15 protein-coding genes are annotated in these 22,474 nt (G+C 70.0%); 9 read left to right on the plus strand and 6 right to left on the minus strand.

Annotated elements, in window-relative coordinates:
- The first annotated feature begins 70 nt into the window (after window positions 1-70).
- Window positions 71-1,063, plus strand: coding sequence for a LacI family DNA-binding transcriptional regulator (locus ACZ6KO_RS01155; RefSeq protein WP_469298442.1), 993 nt, complete (start codon window positions 71-73; stop codon window positions 1,061-1,063).
- 12 nt (window positions 1,064-1,075) lie between these two features.
- On the opposite strand, the gene ACZ6KO_RS01160 is transcribed toward ACZ6KO_RS01155, so the two are convergent.
- The 3 genes from ACZ6KO_RS01160 to ACZ6KO_RS01170 form a co-directional block, all read right to left on the minus strand.
- Window positions 1,076-4,741 (minus strand): tetratricopeptide repeat protein, encoded by a 3,666-nt coding sequence (locus tag ACZ6KO_RS01160; protein WP_469298444.1) that lies wholly within the window; start codon window positions 4,739-4,741, stop codon window positions 1,076-1,078.
- The gene (locus tag ACZ6KO_RS01165) at window positions 4,738-5,127 is read right to left on the minus strand and encodes a toll/interleukin-1 receptor domain-containing protein (protein ID WP_469298446.1); all 390 of its coding nucleotides are present in this window, start codon (window positions 5,125-5,127) and stop codon (window positions 4,738-4,740) included. The genes ACZ6KO_RS01160 and ACZ6KO_RS01165 overlap by 4 nt, the downstream gene beginning before the upstream one ends.
- A 118-nt stretch (window positions 5,128-5,245) precedes the next feature.
- A complete protein-coding gene (locus ACZ6KO_RS01170; protein WP_469298448.1) occupies window positions 5,246-5,839 on the minus strand; it encodes a hypothetical protein in 594 nt (197 codons plus the stop codon).
- A gap of 148 nt (window positions 5,840-5,987) precedes the next feature.
- Here ACZ6KO_RS01170 and ACZ6KO_RS01175 point away from each other — a divergent pair, with 148 nt between their 5' ends.
- On the plus strand, window positions 5,988-6,500 hold the full coding sequence (locus ACZ6KO_RS01175) for an immunity 21 family protein (RefSeq protein ID WP_469298451.1): 513 nt from the start codon (window positions 5,988-5,990) through the stop codon (window positions 6,498-6,500).
- A 288-nt stretch (window positions 6,501-6,788) separates the two neighbouring features.
- On the opposite strand, the gene ACZ6KO_RS01180 is transcribed toward ACZ6KO_RS01175, so the two are convergent.
- Window positions 6,789-7,727: a MerR family transcriptional regulator gene (locus ACZ6KO_RS01180; protein WP_469298453.1), complete on the minus strand. Its 939-nt coding sequence runs from the start codon at window positions 7,725-7,727 to the stop codon at window positions 6,789-6,791.
- A gap of 246 nt (window positions 7,728-7,973) precedes the next feature.
- On the opposite strand from ACZ6KO_RS01180, the gene ACZ6KO_RS01185 reads away from it, so the two are divergent.
- The 5 genes from ACZ6KO_RS01185 to ACZ6KO_RS01205 all read left to right on the plus strand — a co-directional run bounded on the left by ACZ6KO_RS01185 (window position 7,974) and on the right by ACZ6KO_RS01205 (window position 15,722).
- The gene (locus ACZ6KO_RS01185; RefSeq protein ID WP_469301441.1) at window positions 7,974-8,864 is read left to right on the plus strand and encodes an aminoglycoside phosphotransferase family protein; all 891 of its coding nucleotides are present in this window, start codon (window positions 7,974-7,976) and stop codon (window positions 8,862-8,864) included.
- Between the two features lie 579 nt (window positions 8,865-9,443).
- On the plus strand, window positions 9,444-12,173 hold the full coding sequence (acnA, locus tag ACZ6KO_RS01190) for an aconitate hydratase AcnA (protein ID WP_469298456.1): 2,730 nt from the start codon (window positions 9,444-9,446) through the stop codon (window positions 12,171-12,173).
- 202 nt (window positions 12,174-12,375) lie between these two features.
- On the plus strand, window positions 12,376-13,803 hold the full coding sequence (ngcE, locus tag ACZ6KO_RS01195) for an N-acetylglucosamine/diacetylchitobiose ABC transporter substrate-binding protein (RefSeq protein WP_469298458.1): 1,428 nt from the start codon (window positions 12,376-12,378) through the stop codon (window positions 13,801-13,803).
- Between the two features lie 37 nt (window positions 13,804-13,840).
- A complete protein-coding gene (locus ACZ6KO_RS01200) occupies window positions 13,841-14,785 on the plus strand; it encodes a carbohydrate ABC transporter permease (protein WP_469298461.1) in 945 nt (314 codons plus the stop codon).
- 13 nt (window positions 14,786-14,798) lie between these two features.
- Window positions 14,799-15,722 (plus strand): carbohydrate ABC transporter permease, encoded by a 924-nt coding sequence (locus ACZ6KO_RS01205; RefSeq protein WP_469298463.1) that lies wholly within the window; start codon window positions 14,799-14,801, stop codon window positions 15,720-15,722.
- On the opposite strand, the gene ACZ6KO_RS01210 is transcribed toward ACZ6KO_RS01205, so the two are convergent.
- Window positions 15,715-16,434, minus strand: a complete 720-nt coding sequence (locus ACZ6KO_RS01210) for an MgtC/SapB family protein (protein WP_469298465.1) — start codon at window positions 16,432-16,434, stop codon at window positions 15,715-15,717. The genes ACZ6KO_RS01205 and ACZ6KO_RS01210 overlap by 8 nt on opposite strands.
- Window positions 16,435-16,446: 12 nt before the next feature.
- Window positions 16,447-19,194, minus strand: coding sequence for a magnesium-translocating P-type ATPase (mgtA, locus tag ACZ6KO_RS01215; RefSeq protein ID WP_469298467.1), 2,748 nt, complete (start codon window positions 19,192-19,194; stop codon window positions 16,447-16,449).
- Between the two features lie 534 nt (window positions 19,195-19,728).
- Between mgtA and ACZ6KO_RS01220 the strand changes: the two genes are divergently transcribed.
- Both ACZ6KO_RS01220 and ACZ6KO_RS01225 read left to right on the plus strand, forming a co-directional pair.
- Window positions 19,729-20,931, plus strand: a complete 1,203-nt coding sequence (locus ACZ6KO_RS01220; RefSeq protein WP_469298469.1) for an ROK family transcriptional regulator — start codon at window positions 19,729-19,731, stop codon at window positions 20,929-20,931.
- Between the two features lie 118 nt (window positions 20,932-21,049).
- Window positions 21,050-22,165, plus strand: coding sequence for a substrate-binding domain-containing protein (locus ACZ6KO_RS01225; RefSeq protein ID WP_469298471.1), 1,116 nt, complete (start codon window positions 21,050-21,052; stop codon window positions 22,163-22,165).
- Window positions 22,166-22,474: the final 309 nt, after the last annotated feature.

Here is a 22,474-nt window from a genome sequence, read left to right on the forward strand (position 1 = left end):
AGGACACTGTTTGATTAAGTCCTTAACCAGAACCCGCCGCCGACGACGGAATCCGTACGATGGCCCGACGATGAACCGCGCGCCCGGACCCACCCTCGCCGACATCGCGCGCGCCGCGGAGGTCTCCACCGCGACGGTCTCGCACGCCCTGAACGGCACCGGCCGGCTCGCCGACGCCACCCGCCGCCGGGTCCGCGAGATCGCGACCGGACTCGGGTACGCGGCGCCCGGCGCCCCGCGCACCCGCAGCCTGGGCCTGGCCGTCACCACGTTCGCCGGGTCCGCCTGGAACTTCGTCGCGGTGTCCTACTTCTCCCAGTGGCTGACGGCCGCCACCGCCGCCGCCCACGCCCGCGGGTACGCCCTGACCACCCTGCCCGCCGACCGCGGGGCCGGGACCCCGTGGCACACCCTCGCCGTCGACGGGATGCTGCTGCTCGACAGCCCGCACGGCGACCCGGTGCTCAGCGCCCTGCGCGCCCGGGGCATGCCCGTCGTCTTCGACGGCCGCCCCGCCGATCCGCGTCCCGGCGACGTCTGGGTGGACAACGACCACGCCGCGACCACCCGTGAGGTCCTCGGCCACCTCGCCGCGGCCGGCGCCCGCCGGATCGCCCTGCACGGCGGCTTCGGCGACGAGCACTACACGTACGCGGTGACCCGGGCGTACGAGGAGTGGTGCGCGGAGCACGGCCGCGCGCCGCTGGTGATCCCCTTCGCGCCCGACGACGCACCCGGCCACGCCTTCGACCGGGCCTTCGCCGCGCGCGCCGCCGACGCCGTCTACTGCCTCTACGACCCCGGCGCCCGCCAGGCCCTGGCCGCGGCCGCCCGCCACGGCCTGACCGTCCCCGACGGGCTGCTCCTGGTCTGCGCGAGCGAGGACCCGGCGTACGAGCGGTCCGCCCCGCCGGTCACCACGGTGACCCTGAACCCGGCCCTCATCGCCGAAACGGCGGTGGCGGCCCTGATCGCGATCGTGGAGTCCGGAACCGGCGAGGCGCCCTCCCCGCCGACCGTGCCCGCCGGCCTGCTGGTGCGGGCGTCCTCGTGTCGGCCGTGACGGCCGTGCCGTTCAGTCGCCGCCGAAGACGACTCCGGTGTTGCCCACGCCGGTGATCGCGGAGCTGTGCGCACCGGTGATCAGGATGCCGGTGTTCTGGCTCCCCCCGTGCATCCGCAGGGACGGGTCGGACTCGCCCTGCAGCCGGATCAGCTGCTCCAGCAGGTGCACCGCCCCGACCCCGAAGGCCCGCTCCACCAGCTCTTCCCACGGCGGTGCGCCCGCCGTCGCTCCGGCCAGCCGCCTGCGCACCCGCCGGGCCAGCACCGGATCCAGCTCTGTGACGATCCCGGCGGCCGCGTCGGGCGCCGCACCGTGCTCCTCCAGCACCGCACCCAGCCACCGGGCCAGGTTGCGGCGCGTCCCGACGGCCTCGGGATGGACGCTTCCCAGGACCCGGATCTGGTCGGCCGCGAGCGGGATCAGGGTGCGCGCGGCCTCGACGCCGTCCCCGGCGGCCCCGAGCCACGTGGCCAGGTTGTTGCGGGAGGTGAGGGTGTTGGGGTGCTCGGGTCCCAGCACCCGCGTCTGCTCGGCCACCAGTTGCCTCTGGAGCCGGACGGCCGCCGGGTAGTCCCCCTGCCCGCCCAGCGCGTTGGCGAGGTTGCCCCGGGTGAGGAGGGTGGAGGGGTGCTCCGGCCCCAGCACCCGGATCTCGTCCGCCAGCAGCGCCTTCAGCTGGGCCACGGCCCGTGCGGTGTCGCCGCTCTGGACGAGGACCATGGCCAGGTTGCCGCGGGTCGCGAAGGTCTGCGGGTGGTCGTTGCCGAGGACGGCCCGGCGGGCGGCCAGTACCTCCTCGTACTCGCGTGCCGCCCCCGCCGTGTCGCCGGCCTCGCTGCGCCAGTAGGCCAGGCTGTGGCGCACGGACAGGGTCTCCGGGTGGTCCGGCCCCAGAGCCCGTTCGGTGTCCGGCAGCATCGCGACCAGGATGCCGACGGCCCCGGCGGCGTCGCCCGACTGCCCCGTGGCCCACGCCAGGTTGTGCGCGGCCGTCAGGGTGGCGGGGTGCGTGGGCCCCAGCACCCGCGTCTCGTCGGCGACCAGCCGGGCCAGCGTGTCCGCCGCCGCGGCCACGTCCCCGCCGACCAGCCGGTACAGGGCCTCCCACCCCCGCAGCGCGAGCGTCAGGGGATGGTCGGCACCCAGCTGACCGGCGGCGTACACGCACACCGGGCGCAGGTAGGCGGCGGCGCTGGCGGGCATGGCCTCCCCGATGCTGCGCGCCAGCCGGAGCAGCACCGGATGCGCTTCCTCCCGGCACAGCACGGCCAGCGCCTGGGCGACCAGGGCGTGCGCGTTGGCCCGGAGCGCCTGCGCCAGGTCGGTGTCGTTCTCGATCTCCGGCCAGATCTCGAGCAGGGCGTCGCCGGCTGCCACCGCCGTCTGCTGGTAGACCTCCTCCGACAGGCTTTCCGCCGTCACGCGCTGCACGATGCCGTGCACCTCGACGGACTCGGCGGTCAGGGTGACCAGTCCCAGGCGGTGCAGCGAGCGCAGCGCCAGCTGGGCCGAGAGCCGGTCCACCTGCTGCCCGGACCGCGCCGAGAGGTACCGGCGGGCCGATTCCCCCAGCAGTACGGCGACGGGCGTGCCCCCGGCGGCCAGCACCGAGCCGAGCTCCAGCAGCGGCCTGGCCAGCCCCGCCGGCCGCATCCGGTCCGCCTGCTCGATGGACAGCACCACGGTGGTCGACACGGTTGCCAACTGGCCGTCCGGCAGTGCCGAGTCGTCGGGCAGGACGTCCACCAGCCGGTAGTCGGCCAGGAGCGCGAGGTACGTGCCGACGTCGAGGTCCGCGTCGATCATGTACGCGGTGGCCTGGGCCAGGGCCAGCGGCAGGTGATCCAGCTGAGCGGCGAGCTCGTCCAGGGACGCCGGCTCGGGCAGCCGGCCTGCCGCTGCGAGTTTGCCCGTGAGGTAGGCGCGGGACTCCTTGGGGGTGAAGGGACCGGGCCAGATCAGTCGGCGCAGCTGTCCGCCCAGGGCGGCGTCCCGCCGCCGCGTGGTGACCAGGACGTTGCCGCAGGGTGTGTCCGGCGGCCAGAGTTCCCGCAGGTCGGCCGGATTCACCACGTCGTCGAGGACGACGAGCCAGTTCAGCCGTTCCGAGGCCAGGTGGGCCAGGAGCAGGGCGGCCGCCGCCTCGGGATCGCCGGCCGGTGCGTGCGGCAGCAGCGCGGCGGCCGCCTGCGCGTAGCTGCGTACGATCGCCTCCCGGCTGCCCGCCGCGACCCAGAGCAGCAGGTCCAGCCGCCTGCGCGCCGCCAGTTCACGGGCCGCGTTGGCCGCCAGCTGGGTCTTGCCGATGCCGCCGAGGCCGGTCAGGACCACGTCGAGCCCGTCGGCCAGGGCCGTGTGGACCTCCTCCTCCACGGCGCGGACCTGGTAGCTGTCCGCCCGCCGGGGCATGACCCCGATCTGCAAGGGGAAGGCGGCGGCGGTCGGACCGGGCGGGACCGCGGGCCCCTCCAGCGGCCGGATCGTCACGGTCACGAACCCGTCGGCCTCCACCACGCTCGGCCGGGTCGTCCCGGCCTCCGCGCAGTCCGCCAGCGCCGTGGGGATGCCGCTGCCCTCGCCCTCGACCAGCCGGGTCCACGCCAGCAGCCGGGCCAGCTGGAAATTACGTTTGGCCGACTGCCCCTCCAGCGCGCCCAGGTCCAGCGGGCGCACGCCGACCGCGCGGCCGTACCAGCCGCCGGGGCTGCTGATCTCCAGGCGGTCCTCGAAGAGGCGTACGTGGACACAGGCGTCGTCACGGGCGTAGTCGCGGTGCACGACGGCGTTGGCGATGATCTCGCGGACGGCGATCATGGGGTACGCGTACAACGGCTCGGCGCGGGCCAGGTCCGCCGAGGGCCGCTCGCCCACGCGTACCCGGTCGGCGACGAAGGCGCGGGCGGCGACGATCACCTCGGCCACCGGGCCCTCCAGGGTGAGCGAGTCCCGGGCGGCGGAACGGTCCGTACCGAAGTACCGGACGCACTTGACCATCGACCGGACGGATTCAGGGCCCGGGTGGCGGGCGAAGAGGAGGGCGCCGGTCCGGGTCAGGACGCCATCGACCGATACGGCGGCCCGGCTGAGGAACTCGCTCCCGGTGAGGCCCGCCGGGTAGCGGGCCAGGACCTCCTCCCGCAGATCGGCACGGAAGGCCTGCAGAGCCTCGTGGTCATGGACCGTCACGCCGCTGGGACGGTCCAGGAACTGGAGCGGGGACTCCTCGGAGGCGGCGCCGGCGCCGGTCGGTGGGGGCGGCGGCGCAGGCGGCGGCAGCGGTGGGAAGCGGCTGCGCAGCGCCGTCAGCAGCTGCGCCACCGCATGCCCCGGGTCCTGGTCGTAGCGGGCCACCACCGTGTTCACCGCGAGCGGGGCGATGTGGACCCCCTCGTCCATCTGGACGACGAACACCCGCGGTGGACCGGTGTGCGCCGCGTTCACGATCTTGTGCGTCCACTCGCTGCCCACGGCCTTGTAGGTGGCGCACAGCACGACGGGCGTCCCCCGCCCCAGGGCCCGGGTGGCTTCGCCGACGATGGAGTCGCCCACCAGGACCGTGCCGTTGTGGGTGACGTCGTACCCGGCCTCGCGCAGCGGCCCCGCGAGCGTCTCGGCGTGCGGTTCCTCGCCGGGCGCCGCGACGATGTAGACCTGCTGCGCCGTCGAGGTGCTCATCGGCGCAGCGCGCGGTCGAGCTCGGCGACCCCCGCCTCCCAGTCCGTCACCAGATCGGCGTACCGGATGTCGGCCAGGATCGCGGGCGGGGAGCCGCCGGTCAGGCGGACCGGCAGGAGGGTGACGCCGGCGCCGTCCAGCTGGCGGGCCAGCGCGGACATCCACTCGCGGGCCGTCCAGGGGGCGTGCACCCCGGCGTCGGACAGGCACAGGACGAGGTGGCTGGCGTCGGCCAGGCCGCGCTCCATGGCGCCCACGATCGACACGCCGACCCCGACCTCCCACAGGTCCAGCCAGACCTGGTGCCCCAGGCCGACCAGGGCGGTGGCCAGCGCCTCGGCCTCGCACCCGTCCACGCTGCGGTGACTGATGAACACGCCGGCCATGTGCCGCCCCCCGAGCTTCCGCGCCCCTGTGTCGGTCGCGCAGCAGCATACGGACGGGGAGCACGCCGGGTCCCCCGAATGGCCGAGGCCACCCTGTCCGGGACGTCCCGGGGCGCGCTCAGTCCTCGAAGTGGAGTTCCGGTCGGGTCCAGAGGGTGAGGTCGCTGCTGGTGGCGACTGCCAGGGTGAGACCGGACGGGGAGAAACCGGATGCGCGCAGTTCCGAGTACTCGCCGTGGAAGACGTGCCACCAGGTGCCCCCCGCCGGTCCTTTGTGCGCTCCGTGGTCGGCGGAGAGGATGACGCGGTCGTGGGGCCATTCGGGGCTGACGACGTCCAGTGTCCAACCGTCCGGGGTGGTGCGGTGCAGACCGCCGCCGAAGAGGCCGGCGATGCGGACCGGGGTGCCGGCGACGGGACCGAGGCCGGGGCAGGTGAGGTCCGGGTGTGCGTCGGGGGTGCTGGTGGTGGGATCGGGATCCCGGTCGCGTGCGATCTTCTCGCCGGTGACCGCGTCGAAGAGTCCGTGTCCGTTGCTGGATACGACCATGACGAGGTCGTGTCCGGTGTCCGGGTGGACCGCGAAGCCGATGCCGAGCAGGCCCCCGATGGCGATCCTGTGGTCCAGGACGGCCTGCCATGGCGTCGGGGCCGGCATGACGGGGGCGGCAAGGTAGCGCTCCCGTAGCCGCTCCTGGTACTCCGTGATCAACCTGTCTCCTCGTGTCCTTTGACAGCAGAGTCAGTCCGGTGCGGTGTGCTGGCCTGACTGGGTTGGATGTCAAACGATCAGGCCTGTCTGTGTGCCAGGACGTCCCCTGGCCGTGATCATTGTCACCGGCGGCCTGTAGCTTCCTCGCATGGCGAGGTATGCAGATCCAGGTGCGGTCGAGTGGGTGGAGTCCGGTGGCGGGCCGTTGATCGTTGTGCCCGAAGCGGTCTTGTCTTCGTGGTCCGGCGCAGACAGCGACGGGTCTGAAACCGACTACGACAGAGCCTGTGGCGTCGATGGGTACGCCGGCCTGGTGACGGTCGGGCAGTGGCAGGCCCTGGTCCTCGGTGATGACCCCGCCTCGACGTCCTTCCTCCCGGAACATTGCCTGTTCGTGCGGTGGTGCGCCGCCGAATCGGAGGAGGAGCTTCTCGGCAGCGTTGATGCCGCGCTCGCTGATGCCGCCTGGGAGCCCGACCAGCGTTGGGACGTGCCGGGGCCAGTGGTGTTGTTCGACTCGGGTTGGCCAGGTGACGAGTTGGAGCCGGAGAACCATCTGCGGGTGGAACTGAGGCCAGGGAGGTATTCGGTTCGTGCCGCGTATGTGGAACCGAACTCGAATACCTGGCTCTACTTGGTTCAGCTTCGGCGCCTTCCCTAGCGATCGCCCAGGACTGGTGGTCCCGGAAAGCCGTCCGGCTGCTCTGTCATCCGCGCGAGCGACGTCCTCGGTGCCTCTCGTGTCCCGTCTCAGGTGATCTGCTCCGAAGCCGCAGCTGTGACCTGGGGCGACCGGAACGGTTGAGACACCTGGGTGGCCGAAAAAAGAGTGCCGTTGCGAGGGTGTCCAGGTCTTTCGTCACACATCGACGTTGGACGCCCTCGTCTCATGTCCGCAGGCGATCCCTGGGATTCATTCAGGGATCTGGCGCGGTACCCACCGTGGTGACTATGCGGCACGGTCATTTCGCAGGGCCTGGATGAGCCAGGGGTACACCGGGATCAGCTTCGGTACCACCTGCCAGCCGTTGACGATCCACACCAGCCGCCAATATCGGTCCACCCGGGGATCGTGTGCTTCTTCGAACTGCTGGGCCATCCAGTCCCGGAATTCTGCGTCAGGGGTACGCGCGAACACCTCGGCGAAGCGGTGCACGAGGTCGTCGATGACGGGTGCGCCCCCACCACTGAGCGGGTCGATGCCCGACTCCATCGCCTCGGCTACCTTCTGGCGGGTGAACTCCATCAGTTCCTCGCCGGCCTCGCTCTCGATGTCGGGCGTGCGTCCGGTGACCTGGCACCTGGCCGTCCGGCGCATCCGAGCCCGGAAGTCCTCGTCGCCGATCAGCTCGGCGAGTTCCACCCACGCGGCGACCTGCTCGCTGGTCGGATCATCGGGGAGGTCGGGAGTGGCAGCGCGAACCATGGCCACCGCGGCCGGGTCGGCACCCACTGTGCCGAAGGTGCCATCCACGAAATCGTCGATCAACCGTCGGCGTTCCTCGCCGGACAACTGTGTGAGCCTGTGCACGAGCTTGATCTCCTCGGGATCGGACCCGCATCTGGCCACGACTCGCAGAACGCTCCGACGCAGTTGCAGCACCCGGACCTGGACGTCCATGGCATCGGCGTGCGCAGCAGCGACTTCCGCCACCGAGAGCTCGCGGTCCAGCACCCGTTGAATCGTGGCCAGGTCCATGCCCAGCTCGCGCAGTGTGCGCAGGAGTTCCAGACGAAGCAGTGCGTCGAGGTCGTAGAGCCGATAACCGGCGGGACTTCGGGTGGTCGGCGCTACCACCCCCGAATCGGAGTAGAACCGGATGGTCCTCACGGGCAAACCGGTTCGCCGGGAAAGCTCCCCGATCGAGTAGAGGGTCGTAACGTCCATGTCCCCCACTCTGCTGTCTCCAGTCACTGGAGACTCAAGGCTGTTTGCCCAGCTGTCCCCCGACCGAGACGGTCTCCGAGTTGCTGAAGCATGCGTCGCGTGCTCTCCGCTGACCGCCAGGACGACGGGCACGCCTTGCACCCGGTCGGCGAGCGATGGCAGCGACATGCGCCACAGCTCGCTGGCGGCCTATGGCTACGAGCCCTTGGACTCAATCATCTAGTGGAAGGGCCTGCGAGATTGACCATGCACGATGACCAAGTGGACGTGACCACCGACATCGTTGCGACCTTGATCCAAGAACAGTTCCCTCAGTGGAGCGGCAAGGCGATCCGACTCCTGTCGTCGACCGGGACGGTCCACGCCATCTTCCGCATCGGGGACGACCTCTCCGCGCGCTTCCCGCTGCGTCTGACCGATGCCGCGGAGGCGCTGGCGGTTCTGGAACGGGAAGCCCAGGCGAGCGCGGAGCTGGCACAGGTGTCTCGGTTTCCCGTTCCGGAACCCGTCGCCCTGGGAAAGCCTGGAGCGAGTTATCCCATGCCGTGGTCGGTCCAGACGTGGCTGCCGGGAACCGTCGCCTTCGATGCCGACCCGAGTGGGTCGGACGCTTTCGCCGAGGACCTTGCGGCCTTCATCGCGGCCCTGCGGGAAGCCGAGACGCGGGGTCGGCTTTTCAGCGGCGACAATCGCGGCGGCGTTCTCGCTCACCACGACGCCTGGATGGAGAAGTGCTTCGAGGAGAGCCAGGGGCTGCTCGACGTGCCCCGGCTGCGCCGACTGTGGAGCCACTTCCGGGAGTTGCCGCGCACGAGTGCCGACGTGATGAGCCACGGCGACCTGATTCCCGGCAATGTACTCGTCGCGGGAGACCGTCTCGGCGGCGTCCTCGACACCGGCGGATTCGGCCCGGCCGACCCCGCGCTGGATCTGGTCAGCGCCTGGCACCTGTTGCAGCCGGGCCCACGGGACGTGCTCCGGCAGACACTGGCCTGTGACGATCTGGAGTGGGAGCGCGGCAAGGCATGGGCGTTCGAACAGGCGATGGGGCTCGTCTGGTACTACGTCGAGAGCAATCCGACGATGAGCCGAACGGGGCGCCGGACACTCGACCGCATTCTGGAGTCGACGAAGTGATGTCGCCCCGATCGTAGGCCGTGACAGAGAGGATCACTTGCCGCCCCCACCGAAACAGAGCCGGTCCACAACGGCCCGCGCCGGCACCGCGGGTGCCGGTAGCGCGACAGCCACCGCACGTTCGCCAGCAGCACCTCCTCCGGAACCCCGACCCCGCTCGGACGTCCTCGAACCGAGCCGTCACGCAGTCCAGCAGCGGACGCCGCCGACACTCGCGTACGGCATCCGTGTACGACAGCTCGACGTGCGGCTCCGCAAGATCTGCCCCGACCGGTACGGCCACTCGGCACCCCCAGCGCGTCCCCTCGTACGACTAGGTTCGCTGGCAAGGCAGGCGAAGCGACTGGGTTCGCTGTCAAACGCCTCGAGTGGATGACAGCGGACACCGGGAGGCGCGTGCAGACCTCGGGGGCAGCCATGTACTAGAGTTATCTCGACATCGAGATAACTGCCTAAGGCGTCCCGCAGCCGCGCCGCAGGTAAGGGTTACCTAACTTAGCCCTACCTTAGCGGATTGGCCAGAGTGCCAGGCGGCAGGATGCGGTTGAACGCGCGAATTCATGCATGAAGGAGACTGTCGTGTCGGCGAACAGCTTCGACGCCCGCAGCACGCTGCAGGTGGGCGACGAGTCGTACGAGATCTTCCGGCTGGACAAGGTCGAGGGCTCCGCCCGTCTGCCCTACAGCCTGAAGGTCCTGCTGGAGAACCTGCTGCGTACCGAGGACGGCGCGAACATCACCGCCGACCACATCCGGGCGCTCGGTGGCTGGGACTCGCAGGCCCAGCCCAGCCAGGAGATCCAGTTCACGCCCGCGCGCGTGATCATGCAGGACTTCACCGGCGTTCCCTGCGTCGTCGACCTCGCCACCATGCGTGAGGCCGTCAAGGCGCTCGGCGGCGACCCGTCGAAGATCAACCCGCTGGCCCCGGCCGAGCTGGTCATCGACCACTCCGTCATCGCGGACAAGTTCGGCACCCCGGACGCCTTCACCCAGAACGTGGAGCTGGAGTACGGCCGCAACAAGGAGCGCTACCAGTTCCTGCGCTGGGGCCAGACCGCCTTCGACGAGTTCAAGGTCGTCCCGCCCGGCACCGGCATCGTCCACCAGGTCAACATCGAGCACCTGGCCCGCACGATCATGGTCCGCAACGGCCAGGCGTACCCCGACACCCTCGTCGGCACCGACTCCCACACCACCATGGTCAACGGCCTCGGTGTGCTCGGCTGGGGCGTCGGCGGCATCGAGGCCGAGGCCGCGATGCTCGGCCAGCCGGTCTCCATGCTCATCCCGCGCGTCGTCGGCTTCAAGCTGACCGGCGAGCTGCCCACCGGCACCACCGCCACCGACCTGGTGCTCACGATCACCGAGATGCTGCGCAAGCACGGCGTCGTCGGCAAGTTCGTCGAGTTCTACGGCGAGGGCGTCGCCGCCACCTCGCTGGCCAACCGCGCCACCATCGGCAACATGTCGCCCGAGTTCGGCTCCACCGCCGCGATCTTCCCGATCGACGGCGAGACGCTGAAGTACCTCAAGCTCACCGGCCGCTCCGAGCAGCAGGTCGCGCTCGTCGAGGCGTACGCCAAGGAGCAGGGCCTGTGGCTGGACCCGGCCGCCGAGCCGGACTTCTCCGAGAAGCTGGAGCTCGACCTCTCCACGGTCGTCCCCTCCATCGCCGGCCCCAAGCGCCCGCAGGACCGCATCGTCCTGGCCGAGGCCGCCGAGCAGTTCGCGCAGGACGTGCGCAACTACGTCAGCGACGACGAGGAGGCCGGCAAGGAGTCCTTCCCGGCGTCCGACGCCCCGGCCACCTCCAACGGCGTGCCGACCAAGCCGACCCTGGTCACGCTGGCCGACGGCTCCTCCTTCGAGATCGACCACGGCGCCGTCACGGTCGCCGCGATCACCTCCTGCACCAACACCTCGAACCCCTACGTCATGGTCGCCGCGGCGCTCGTGGCCAAGAAGGCGGTCGAGAAGGGCCTGACCCGCAAGCCGTGGGTCAAGACCACCCTGGCCCCGGGCTCGAAGGTCGTCACCGACTACTTCGACAAGGCCGGCCTCACGCCGTACCTGGACAAGATCGGCTTCAACCTCGTCGGCTACGGCTGCACCACCTGCATCGGCAACTCCGGTCCGCTGGACGAGGAGATCTCGAAGGCGATCAACGACGCCGACCTGGCCGTCACCTCGGTGCTCTCGGGCAACCGCAACTTCGAGGGCCGCATCAACCCCGACGTCAAGATGAACTACCTGGCCTCCCCGCCGCTGGTCGTCGCGTACGCCATCGCGGGCTCCATGAAGGTGGACATCACCAAGGACGCCATCGGCATCGACACCGAGGGCAACCCGGTCTTCCTCAAGGACATCTGGCCCTCCGAGGCCGAGGTCAACGACGTCGTGGCCAACGCCATCGGCGAGGACATGTTCAACAAGTCCTACCAGGACGTCTTCGCGGGCGACGCCCAGTGGCAGGCGCTGCCGATCCCGACCGGCAACACCTTCGAGTGGGACCCGCAGTCCACCTACGTCCGCAAGCCCCCCTACTTCGAGGGCATGACGATGGAGACCACCCCGGTCTCCGACATCGCCGGCGCCCGCGTGCTGGCGAAGCTGGGCGACTCGGTCACCACCGACCACATCTCCCCGGCCGGTGCGATCAAGGCCGACACCCCGGCCGGCAAGTACCTCACCGAGCACGGTGTGGAGCGCCGTGACTTCAACAGCTACGGCTCGCGCCGCGGCAACCACGAGGTCATGATCCGCGGTACGTTCGCCAACATCCGCCTGCGCAACCAGATCGCGCCGGGCACCGAGGGCGGCTTCACCCGCGACTTCACTCGTGCTGGTGAGGGCGAGGGCGCGGCTCCTGTCTCATTCATCTACGACGCCTCCCAGAACTACCAGGCCGCCGGCATCCCGCTGGTCATCCTGGCGGGCAAGGAGTACGGCTCGGGTTCGTCCCGCGACTGGGCCGCCAAGGGCACCGCGCTGCTCGGCGTCAAGGCCGTCATCGCCGAGTCCTACGAGCGCATCCACCGCTCGAACCTGATCGGCATGGGCGTGCTCCCGCTCCAGTTCCCGGAGGGCGCCTCGGCCGCCTCCCTGGGTCTGACCGGCGAGGAGACCTTCTCCTTCACCGGTGTGGAGGAGCTGAACAACGGCACCACCCCGCGCACGGTCAAGGTGACCACCGAGACCGGTGTGGAGTTCGACGCGGTCGTCCGCATCGACACCCCCGGTGAGGCGGACTACTACCGCAACGGCGGCATCATGCAGTACGTCCTGCGGAACCTGATCCGCGGCTAAGGGCCGAAGTCGCCGAGGCGACGAAGCAGCACCAAAGGGCCGTATCCCCGTTAAGGGGGTACGGCCCTTCCGCTTTTTCCGTGTGGCGCATGCCTTGCTGAGCCCAGCGCGAGTGGACTATACCTGTGCGCGTCCGGGCCGCCGCGGTTCGAGCGGCCCCCCGGGCCCTCCTTCACATATCCGACGAAGGCGAGGACACAGCATGGGATCCACGGGTGAGGGCCTCGGCCGCCGGGACCTGATCAAGCGCTCCGCGGCACTCGGCCTGATTTCCGTCCCGACGATGAGTTTCCTGTCCGCGTGCGCCTCGGGCGGCGGGGACGCGAGCACCAGCGGCCCGGCCAAGGCGCCGATCACCAAGGAGAACCCGTTCGGGGTCGCCAAGGGCACCAAGCTGGACGTGGTCGTCTTCAAGGGCGGATTCGGCGACGACTACGCCAAGGCCTGGGAGGCCGCCTTCGACAAGAAGTGGGGCACCAAGAGCTCCCACCTCGGCACCCAGGAGATCACCGGAAAGCTCCAGACGCGCTTCAACGGCGGCAACCCGCCCGACGTCGTCGACAACTCCGGCGCCCAGAAGATCAAGCTGGACGTGCTCTTCAGGAGCAACCAGCTCGCCGACCTCACTCCGGTGCTCGACGCGCCCTCGCTCGACGACCCGGACAAGAAGATCCGGGACCTGCTGATTCCGGGCACGGTCGAACAGGGCATGCAGGGCGGCACATTCGTCTCCCTGAACTACGTCTACACCCTCTTCGGGTTCTGGTACTCCGGCAAGCTCTTCAAGGAGAAGGGCTGGACCCCGCCGAAGACCTGGGAGGAATTCCTCGCCGTGTGCACCCGGGCGAAGGACGCCGGTATCGGCGGCCTCGCCCATCAGGGGAAATTCCCCTACTACATCAACGTGGTCATCATGGACCTGATCGCCAAGAAGGGCGGTCTGGAGGCCATGAAGGCGATCGACAACCTGGAGCCGAACGCCTTCGAGGGCAGCGCGGACGCACTCGCCGCCGTCGAGGCGGTCTACGAGGTCGTCGAGAAGGGCCTGCTGATGCCGGGCACCAACGGACTGACCCACACGGAGTCCCAGACCGCCTGGAACCAGTACAAGGCCGCGTTCATCCCCTCCGGCTCCTGGCTGGAGAACGAGCAGCTCAAGCAGACCCCGGACGACTTCGACATGCAGTTCCTGCCGATGCCGCTGCTGCCCGGCAGCAAACTGCCCTTCGAGGCCGTCAGGGCCGGCGCCGGCGAGCCCTTCATCGTCCCGGAGCAGGCCGCCAACAAGCCCGGCGGCCTGGAATTCATCCGTTCGATGCTGTCCCGCGAATGGTCGACCATCTTCGCCCAGCAGGCCAACTCGCTCACCGTGGTCAAGGACGGCGTGGACCCGGGCGTGAAGCTGCGGCCGGGCACCCGGTCGGCGGTCGCGGCGCTGAAGGCGGCCGGGCCGAACACGTTCAACTACCTGTACACCGAGTGGTACAGCGAGATGGACACCGCGATCCAGGACGCGTCCAATGAGCTCATGGCCAAGCGGATTCAGCCGAGGGAGTGGATCAAGAGGGCCCAGATCGCGGTGAACAAGGCCGCGCAGGACCCGAGCGCCAAGAACAACCGCCGGGCCTGACACCGCCGGGGACCGGGGACCACCAGGGACGGACACCATGAGCCATGTAGCCCAGGGCAAGGGGCGGGGCGGCTTCATCGCCGGCTTCCTCCTCGTACCCCTCGCGCTGTACCTGACCTTCGTCATCTGGCCGTACGTACAGACGTTCGGCTATTCCTTCACCAACTGGACCGGCCAGTCGCCGACGTTCGACATCGTCGGCCTGGACAACTACGCGGCCCTGATGAAGGACGAGGTCTTCCGCGGGGCCCTGTGGCACAACCTGCTGCTCCTGGTGTTCGTCCCCGTGCTCACCATCCTGCTCGCCCTGTTCTTCGCCTTCATGGTGAACGCGGGCGGCCGGGGCGGCGCCGGCGGCGTGCAGGGCGTGCGGGGATCGGGCTTCTACAAGATCGTCTACTTCTTCCCGCAGGTCCTCTCGCTCGCCATCCTCGCCGTCCTCTTCGGCGCCGTGTACCGCAGCGACGAGGGCGGCCTGCTCAACGGGGTCCTCATCCGGACGGGCCTGGTCGACCGGCAGGCGCCCATCGAATGGCTCAACGAGCCGAGGTTCGTGCTCTGGTGCCTGCTCCTGGTGGTCGTCTGGCACGGCGTCGGCTTCTACCTGGTGCTCTTCTCCGCCGCCATGCAGTCCATCCCGAAGGACATCTACGAGGCGGCCCTCCTCGACGGCGCGGGGCGCGCCCAGACCTTCTTCAGGGTCACGCTGCCGCTGCTGTGGGACTCTGTGCAGACCTCCGCGGTCTATCTGGGCATCGCCGCCATGGACATGTTCGTGCTGGTCTCGACGATGACGTCCGGACAGTTCGGCGGCGGCCCCGACCACCACAGCGAGGTCATGGCGACGGTGCTGATGCGCAACTTCCTGTACTTCGGCAAGAGCGGCTACGCCTGCGCCATGGGCGTCGTCATGCTCGTCCTGACCATGATCCTCTCCATCGTCACGCTGCGCGCCACCCGCCGCGAGCGCATCGAGTTCTGAGCCGGAGGCCTCCATGACCACAGTCGTCAAGGCACCGGGCGAGGCCGCCGCCGAGCGGTCCGGCGGCGGCGACCCGGGGGAGGACCGGGGCCGCCGCCCCGACGGCGTGGTCCTCAACGTCTTCTCCCACGGCTTCCTGGCCGTGTGGGCTGCCCTGATCGTCCTGCCCCTGGTCTGGCTGGTGCTCGGCTCCTTCAAGACCGACGCCCAGATCGGCGGCTCGGCGCTGACCTGGCCCGCCCGATGGAACCTCGACGCATTCGGCCGGGCCTGGGACAAGGGCATCGGCGACTACTTCGCCAACACGCTGATCGTGATGGTGTTCTCGGTCCCGCTGACCATGCTCTTCGGGTCGATGGCGGCGTACGTCCTGGCCCGCTACCCCTTCCGGGGCAACCGGTTCATCTACTACTTCTTCGTCAGCGGGGCGATGTTCCCGGTCTTCCTGGCGCTGGTCCCGCTGTTCTTCATGGTCAAGCGGTTCGACATGCTGAACACGTACCACGGCCTGGTGCTGGTCTACGTGGCCTACTCGATGCCGTTCACCGTCTTCTTCATGCACGCGTTCTTCCGGACGCTGCCCACGGCGGTCCACGAGGCGGCGGTCATCGACGGGGCCTCCCACACCCGGATCTTCTTCCAGGTGATGGTGCCGATGGCCAGGCCCGGCCTGATCAGCGTCGGGATATTCAACACGCTCGGCCAGTGGAACCAGTACATCCTGCCCTCGGTGCTGATGCAGCCGCAGACCGGATCGGACCCCGAGCGCTACCTGCTCACCCAGGGCCTGATCCAGCTCCAGCAGCAGCAGGGGTACGCGACCGACCTGCCGGTGCTGTTCGCCGGCGTGACGATCGCGATGATCCCGATGCTCGTGGTCTACCTCTCCTTCCAGCGCCAGATCCAGGCGGGCCTGACCTCCGCCACCCTCAAGTAGCCCCCTCCGGTACGACCGCCCAGCTGACCGCCGAGACCGAGGGGTCCAGGGAGAGGTTGCTGACCGCCTCCTCCAGGGCCTTGCAGCCCTCGCCCTCGGCGGTCAGCAGTGCCGAGACGGTCACCCGGCCCGGCACCGGCCCGTCCTGACTGCGGATCTCCCGCAGCTGGTAGCCGGGCCGGCCCAGGGCGTCCACCAGCCGGTGCCGGATGTGGGCCTCCTCCGCCTCCAGGCACACCGCCTCGAAGTGGTAGTCGGTGGCGACCTCCGCCCCGCCGCGCGGCTCCCGGTCCAGGCGCCGGCCCAGCGGGCGCAGCAGGAGGTTGGTCCCCACCACGCCCACCGTGCCGAGGGCCGCCAGCACGAACAGGCCCACGCCCGCCAGGCAGCCCACGGCCGCCGAACACCACAGGGTGGCCGCCGTGTTCAGGCCGCGCACGCTCAGCCCGTCCCGCATGATCACGCCCGCGCCCAGGAAACCGATCCCGGAGACGATCTGGGCGGCGACGCGCGAGCCGTCGTACCCGACCTGCGGGACCTCGCTCAGGAAGCCGTACTGCGAGAGCAGCACGAAGAGCGCCGCGCCGCCCGCCACCAGGGCGTTGGTGCGCAGGCCCGCCATCCGGGCCCGCCACTGCCGTTCCAGGCCGATGAGGGACCCGAAGCCGAGGGCCGCGGCCAGGTGCCCGGCCATCATCCACTGGTCCACCACCGGTCCGACTCCTCACAGCCAGGTGTGGAACCGGCGGATGTACCAGGTCTTCACGGCCTGCGTGAGCGCGCAGTACGCGAGCAGCACACCGATCAGCCACGGGAAGTAGCTCGCCGGCAGCGGTACGAAGCCCAGGGAGCCGGCCAGCGGCGAGAAGGGCAGGTACAGGCCGGTCAGCACCGCCAGGACGGTCATCACCATCACCGGCCAGGAGGCCCGCGACTGGATGAAGGGGATCTTCCGGGTACGGATCATGTGGACGATCAGGGTCTGCGAGAGCAGGCCCTCGACGAACCAGCCGGACTGGAAGAGCGACTGGTTCGCCTCACTGTTCGCCCCGAAGACGTTCCACATGATCACGAACATGGCGATGTCGAAGATCGAGCTCACGGGGCCGATCGTCACCATGAACCGGCCGATGCCCTTGGCGTCCCAGTTGCGCGGCTTGCGCAGGTACTCCTCGTCCATCCGGTCCCAGGGCGTGGCCAGCTGGGCGATGTCGTACACCAGGTTCTGCACCAGCAGCATGATCGCGAGCATCGGCTGGAACGGGATGAAGGCGCTGGCCACCAGGACCGAGAAGACGTTGCCGAAGTTCGACGACGCCGTCATCTTGATGTACTTGATCGTGTTGCCGAAGGTGGTGCGGCCCTGCACCACGCCCTGCTCCAGGACGGTGAGGTCCTTCTCCAGCAGGATGATGTCCGCCGACTCCTTGGCGATGTCCACGGCGGTGTCGACGGAGATGCCGACATCGGCGTCGTGCAGCGCGGCCGCGTCGTTGATGCCGTCCCCGAGGAAGCCGACCGTGTGTCCCTCGGCCTGCAGGGCCCGGACGATCCGGGCCTTCTGCACCGGGTTGACCTTGGCGAAGACGGTCGTACGGGCGGCCAGCGCGCGCAGCTCGGCGTCGTCGAGCCGGTCGGTCTCGGCGCCGGAGACGACGTGCCCGACGTGGATGCCGACGTCCGCGCAGACCCGGGCGGCCACCAGCTCGTTGTCGCCGGTGACCACCTTCACCGCGATGCCCTTGTCCGCCAGCCCCTGCAGGGCGGCGGCCGCGTCGGCCTTCGGCGGGTCGAGGAAGGCGAGGAAGCCGACCAGGGTCAGCCCTTCCTCGTCCGCCACGCCGTAGGTGTCGCGCGGGGTGTCCAGGGTGCGCGTGGCCACGGCCAGGACCCGCAGGCCGTCACGGCCCATGGCCTGCGCCGTCGCGGTGGCCCGCAGCCGGCGGGACGCGGTCAGCTCCACCCGCTCGCCGCCGTCGGTCATGTGGGTGCACAGGTCCAGGACCTCCTCGACCGCACCCTTGGTGATCATGACGTGCTCGGGCCGGCCCACCCCGCCCAGCAGGGAGTTGCGGCTGAGCACCACGGACATCCGGCGCCGGGCGAAGTCGAAGGGGATCTCGTCGACCATCGAGAACCGTGCGTCGACGACAACCTCCTCGGCCTCGCCCACGCGGTCGATGACCGCCTGGTCCATGAGGTTGCGCAGGCCCGTCTGGAAGTGCGCGTTGAGGTAGCCGTACTCCAGGACCTCGTCGTCCTCGTCGCCGTGCACGTCGAGGTAGCGGTCCAGGACGATCCGGTCCTCGGTGAGGGTGCCGGTCTTGTCGGTGCACAGCACGTCCATCGCGCCGAGGTTCTGGATCGCGTTCAGCCGCTTGACGACCACCTTGCGCCGGGACATGGCGACCGCGCCGCGCGCCAGGTTGGCGGAGACCACCATCGGCAGCATCTCGGGGGTCAGGCCCACCGCGACGGCGATGCCGAAGAGGAACGCCTCGTCCCAGTCGCCCTTGGTCAGGCCGTTGATCGCGAACACGACCGGGACCATGACCAGCATGAAGCGGATCAGCAGGAAGCTGACCCGGCGCACGCCGGTGTCGAAGTTGGTCTGCGGGCGCTCGCCCACCAGGGAACCGGCCATCGAGCCGAAGTAGGTGCCGGCGCCGGTGGCGACCACCACGCCGGTGGCGGTGCCGGAGGTGACCGAGGTCCCCATCAGGCAGAGGTTGTCGGCCTCGACCGGGTCGGTGGTCAGCTGCTGGCCGAGGTCCTCGGCGACGGCGTACCCCCCGGCGGAGCGGGCGGGCGTGTCGGCCTTGGCGACCGGCAGCGACTCGCCGGACAGGGCCGCCTGGCTGACCATCAGGTCCTTGGCCGTGATCAGCCGCAGGTCGGCGGGGATCAGGTCGCCGGCGGCGAGCTTGACGACGTCGCCCGGGACCACCTGGTCCATGGGGATCTCGAAGGTGGTCGGCCCCGAGCCGCTGCCGGCCCGCCGCTGCACCGCGCAGGTGGTGGTCACGAGCTGCTTGAGGGCGTCGGCGGCGCGGCCGGAGCGGAACTCCTGCCAGAAGCGCAGCAGGCCGCTGATCGCCACCATCGCGGAGAGGATGACGACACCGGGATCCGCGGGGTCCTGCCAGTACATGACGGCCGCGAGGAAGACCAGGACGCCGATGAAGGGGTTCGCGAACGCCTTCGCCAGCTGGACGGTCCAGTGCGGTGCCCGGTCGTGGGCGACGGCGTTGGCGCCGTGCCGCTCCAGACGCAGCCGGGCCTCGTCGTGGGTGAGGCCGTTGCGGCCGGCGCCCAGCTCCTCGAGGACCTGGGCGCCCGGGCGGGCGCTGAGGGCGGTGAGCCGGTCGCCGGCCGCACGGGTGCGGGCCTCCAGCTCGGCGGCCTTTCGCTCGCGTCGGGTACGGCCCGGCGGCGCGAGTTTCGCCGGGGTACGGGGGGTGAGCATGGTCATGACGAAGCCTCCCTCCACGCGATCCGGACAGCACGGAGCCGTACGGTCACGCGGAGTGGTCATGGACCGGCAGGCGGCGGCGCGAGGCGGCCGGACCCGCGGGTCGGCATGCCTGAGGTGCCCACGCGAGGCGCGAGCGGGCATGCGGAAGGAAGATGAGGAAAAGAGGAGTCAGCGCTTCAGCTGACGATCACGATGCGATCGGAAGGTGATCAGCCGACGAGGGCGCGGCAGGAACTTCGGTCGGGACTCATCCCGAACACCTCCTTGCGTCGCGCTGTCATGGCAGGCGCCCGGTCCGGCCGAAAAGCCGCAGATGACCGGCGCCTCAGCGACCGTAACACGAACCCGGCCGGTGGTTCTCTCATACTTTCGGCCCCAAGGAGACGATTCGTGCTGGCTCAGCCTCTTGACGTGTGGAGGGCCAAAGGCTCGACTTAGGGTTCACAAGTTGGAGACGCCGAGGTCTCGACACCGCGACCTCGGCCGGGGGGCGACGGCAGGCCGTCGCTTGTAGGCAGGAGTGGATGAGTCGTGGAGACTCCGGGTTCGCAGTCCTCACTGCACCGCGCGAATCTCGAACGGGTCGTGCGGGCCGTCCGGCTCGCCGGCTCGCTGACCCAGGCGGAGATCGCCCGTACCACCGGACTGTCGGCGGCCACGGTCTCCAACATCGTCCGGGAGCTGAAGGACGGCGGGACGGTCGAGGTCACGCCCACCTCGGCGGGCGGCCGGCGGGCGCGCAGCGTCTCCCTCAGCGGTGACGCGGGCATCGTCATCGGCGTCGACTTCGGGCACACGCACCTGCGGGTCGCGGTCGGGAACCTGGCCCACCAGGTGCTGGCCGAGGAGGCCGAGCCGCTGGACGTGGACGCGTCCTGGGTGGACGGCTTCGACCGGGCGGAAGCGCTGGTCGGGGAGCTGATCGAGGACACCGGGGTGGGCCGCGACAAGATCATCGGGGTGGGACTCGGCGTCCCAGGCCCCATCGACGTCGAGTCCGGCACGCTCGGCTCGACCTCCATTCTGCCGGGCTGGGCGGGCATCAACCCGCGCCAGGAGCTCTCGCAGCGGCTCGGCGTCCCCGTGTACGTCGACAACGACGCGAACCTCGGCGCGCTGGGCGAGCTGGTGTGGGGCAGCGGCCGCGGGGTCAAGGACCTCGCGTACATCAAGGTGGCCAGCGGCGTCGGCGCGGGCCTGGTCATACGCGGCCAGATCTACCGCGGCCCCGGCGGCACGGCCGGCGAGATCGGGCACATCACCCTGGACGAGTCGGGCCCGGTGTGCCGCTGCGGCAACCGGGGCTGCCTGGAGACCTTCGCCGCCGCCCGCTACGTGCTGCCGCTCCTGCAGGGCACCCACGGACCGGAACTGACGATGGAACGGGTGGTCGAACTGGCCCGTTCGGGTGACCCCGGATGCCGCCGGGTGGTCTCCGACGTCGGCCGGCACGTGGGCAGCGGGGTGGCGAGCCTGTGCAACCTCCTGAACCCGAGCCGCATCGTGCTCGGCGGCTCGCTCGCGGAGGCGGGTGAACTCGTGCTGGCTCCCATACGTGAATCAGTGGGGAGGTACGCGATCCCCAGCGCCGCCCGGCAGTTGTCGGTGGTCACCGGATCGCTGGGCAGCCGTGCCGAGGTGCTGGGCGCGCTCGCCCTCGTCCTCAGCGAAATGGGCGATTCCACCCTGCTTGGCGGGACTTCGACCCCCGCCCTGTTGTCTTCAGTTAGATAACGGATGACTCCGTTGTCATCTCGTTAAGGATTCACTCCTTGACGACAAAGTTGCGGCCGAGGTTGACTCACACCCACCTCGGCCGCAGTGTTGCGGCCTCGTCAGGGAGGTTCAAGAAATGAACACGCGTATGCGTAGAGCCGCCGTTGCCGTCGCCGCCACCGCGATGGCCGCCTCGCTCGCCGCCTGTGGCAGCGCCAAGGAGGCCGGCGAGAAGCCCGCGGCGTCCGGTTCCGCCGCCAAGGGCGACGCGATCAAGGTCGGTCTGCTCCTGCCCGAGAACCAGACCGCGCGCTACGAGAAGTTCGACAAGCCGCTCATCGAGAAGAAGATCGCCGAGCTCACCGGCGGCAAGGGCGAGGTCGTCTACGCCAACGCCAAGCAGGACGCGACCGCGCAGAACTCGCAGGTCGACGCGATGATCACCAACAAGGTGAACGTCCTGATCCTCGACGCCGTCGACTCCAAGGCCATCGCGGGCGCGGTCAAGCGGGCCAAGGACGCCGGTATCCCGGTCGTGGCCTACGACCGCCTGGCGGAGGGCCCGATCGACGCCTACACCTCCTTCGACAACGAGGAGGTCGGCCGCGTCCAGGGCAAGGCGCTCCTGGAGGCCCTGGGCGACAAGGCCAAGGACGGCCAGATCGTCATGATGAACGGCTCGGTCACCGACCCGAACGCCAAGCTGTTCAAGCAGGGCGCCCACTCCGTGCTCGACGGCAAGGTGAACGTCGGCAAGGAGTACGACACCGTCGAGTGGAAGCCGGAGAACGCCAACACCAACATGGCGGGCGCCATCTCCGCGCTCGGCAAGGACAAGATCGTCGGCGTCTACTCCGCCAACGACGGCATGGCCGGCGGCATCATCACCGCCCTCAAGGCGGCCGGTCTGAACCCGCTGCCCCCGGTCACCGGTCAGGACGCCGAACTCGCCGGCGTGCAGCGGATCGTGGCGGGCGAGCAGTTCATGAGCGTCTACAAGCCGTACGCGCCGGAGGCCGAGGCCGCCGCGAAGATGGCCGTCGCCCTCGCCAAGGGCGAGAAGGTCGACTCCGTGACCACCTCCAAGGTCGACAGCCCCACCACCAAGGGCGTCCCCTCGGTCCTGGTCCCCGTCGTCTCGCTCACGAAGAACAACATCAAGGACACTGTCATCAAGGACGGCGTCTACACCGTGGACGAGATCTGCTCCGACAAGTACGCGGCCGCCTGCGCCACGGTCGGCCTGAAGTAGGCCCCCCGGGCCCGGTGGGGCCCGTCGGCCCTCCGTACGGCCCCGGGCCCGCCCGCAGGGTCCCCCGGGCCCCCGCGGGTACGGTCCCGGGCCGCCGCGGGGCCACGAAGGCCCCGCAAGGCTCCGGGCGAGCCGTACGCGAGGCCCCGGCCCGGCGCGCAGGCCCCGGCCCTCGAGTGAAGGCCCCGGCCCTCGCACGAAGGCCCCCGTCCCCCCGCCCCGGGGGGACACCTCCCGCCTGCCCGGCGCCCCCGCCCCTCTTCCCCCGCCACCGCGGGGGCGCCGGGCAGAAACGATCCACCCCACTCT

It is taken from the genome of Streptomyces sp. NPDC042102, assembly GCF_055582305.1.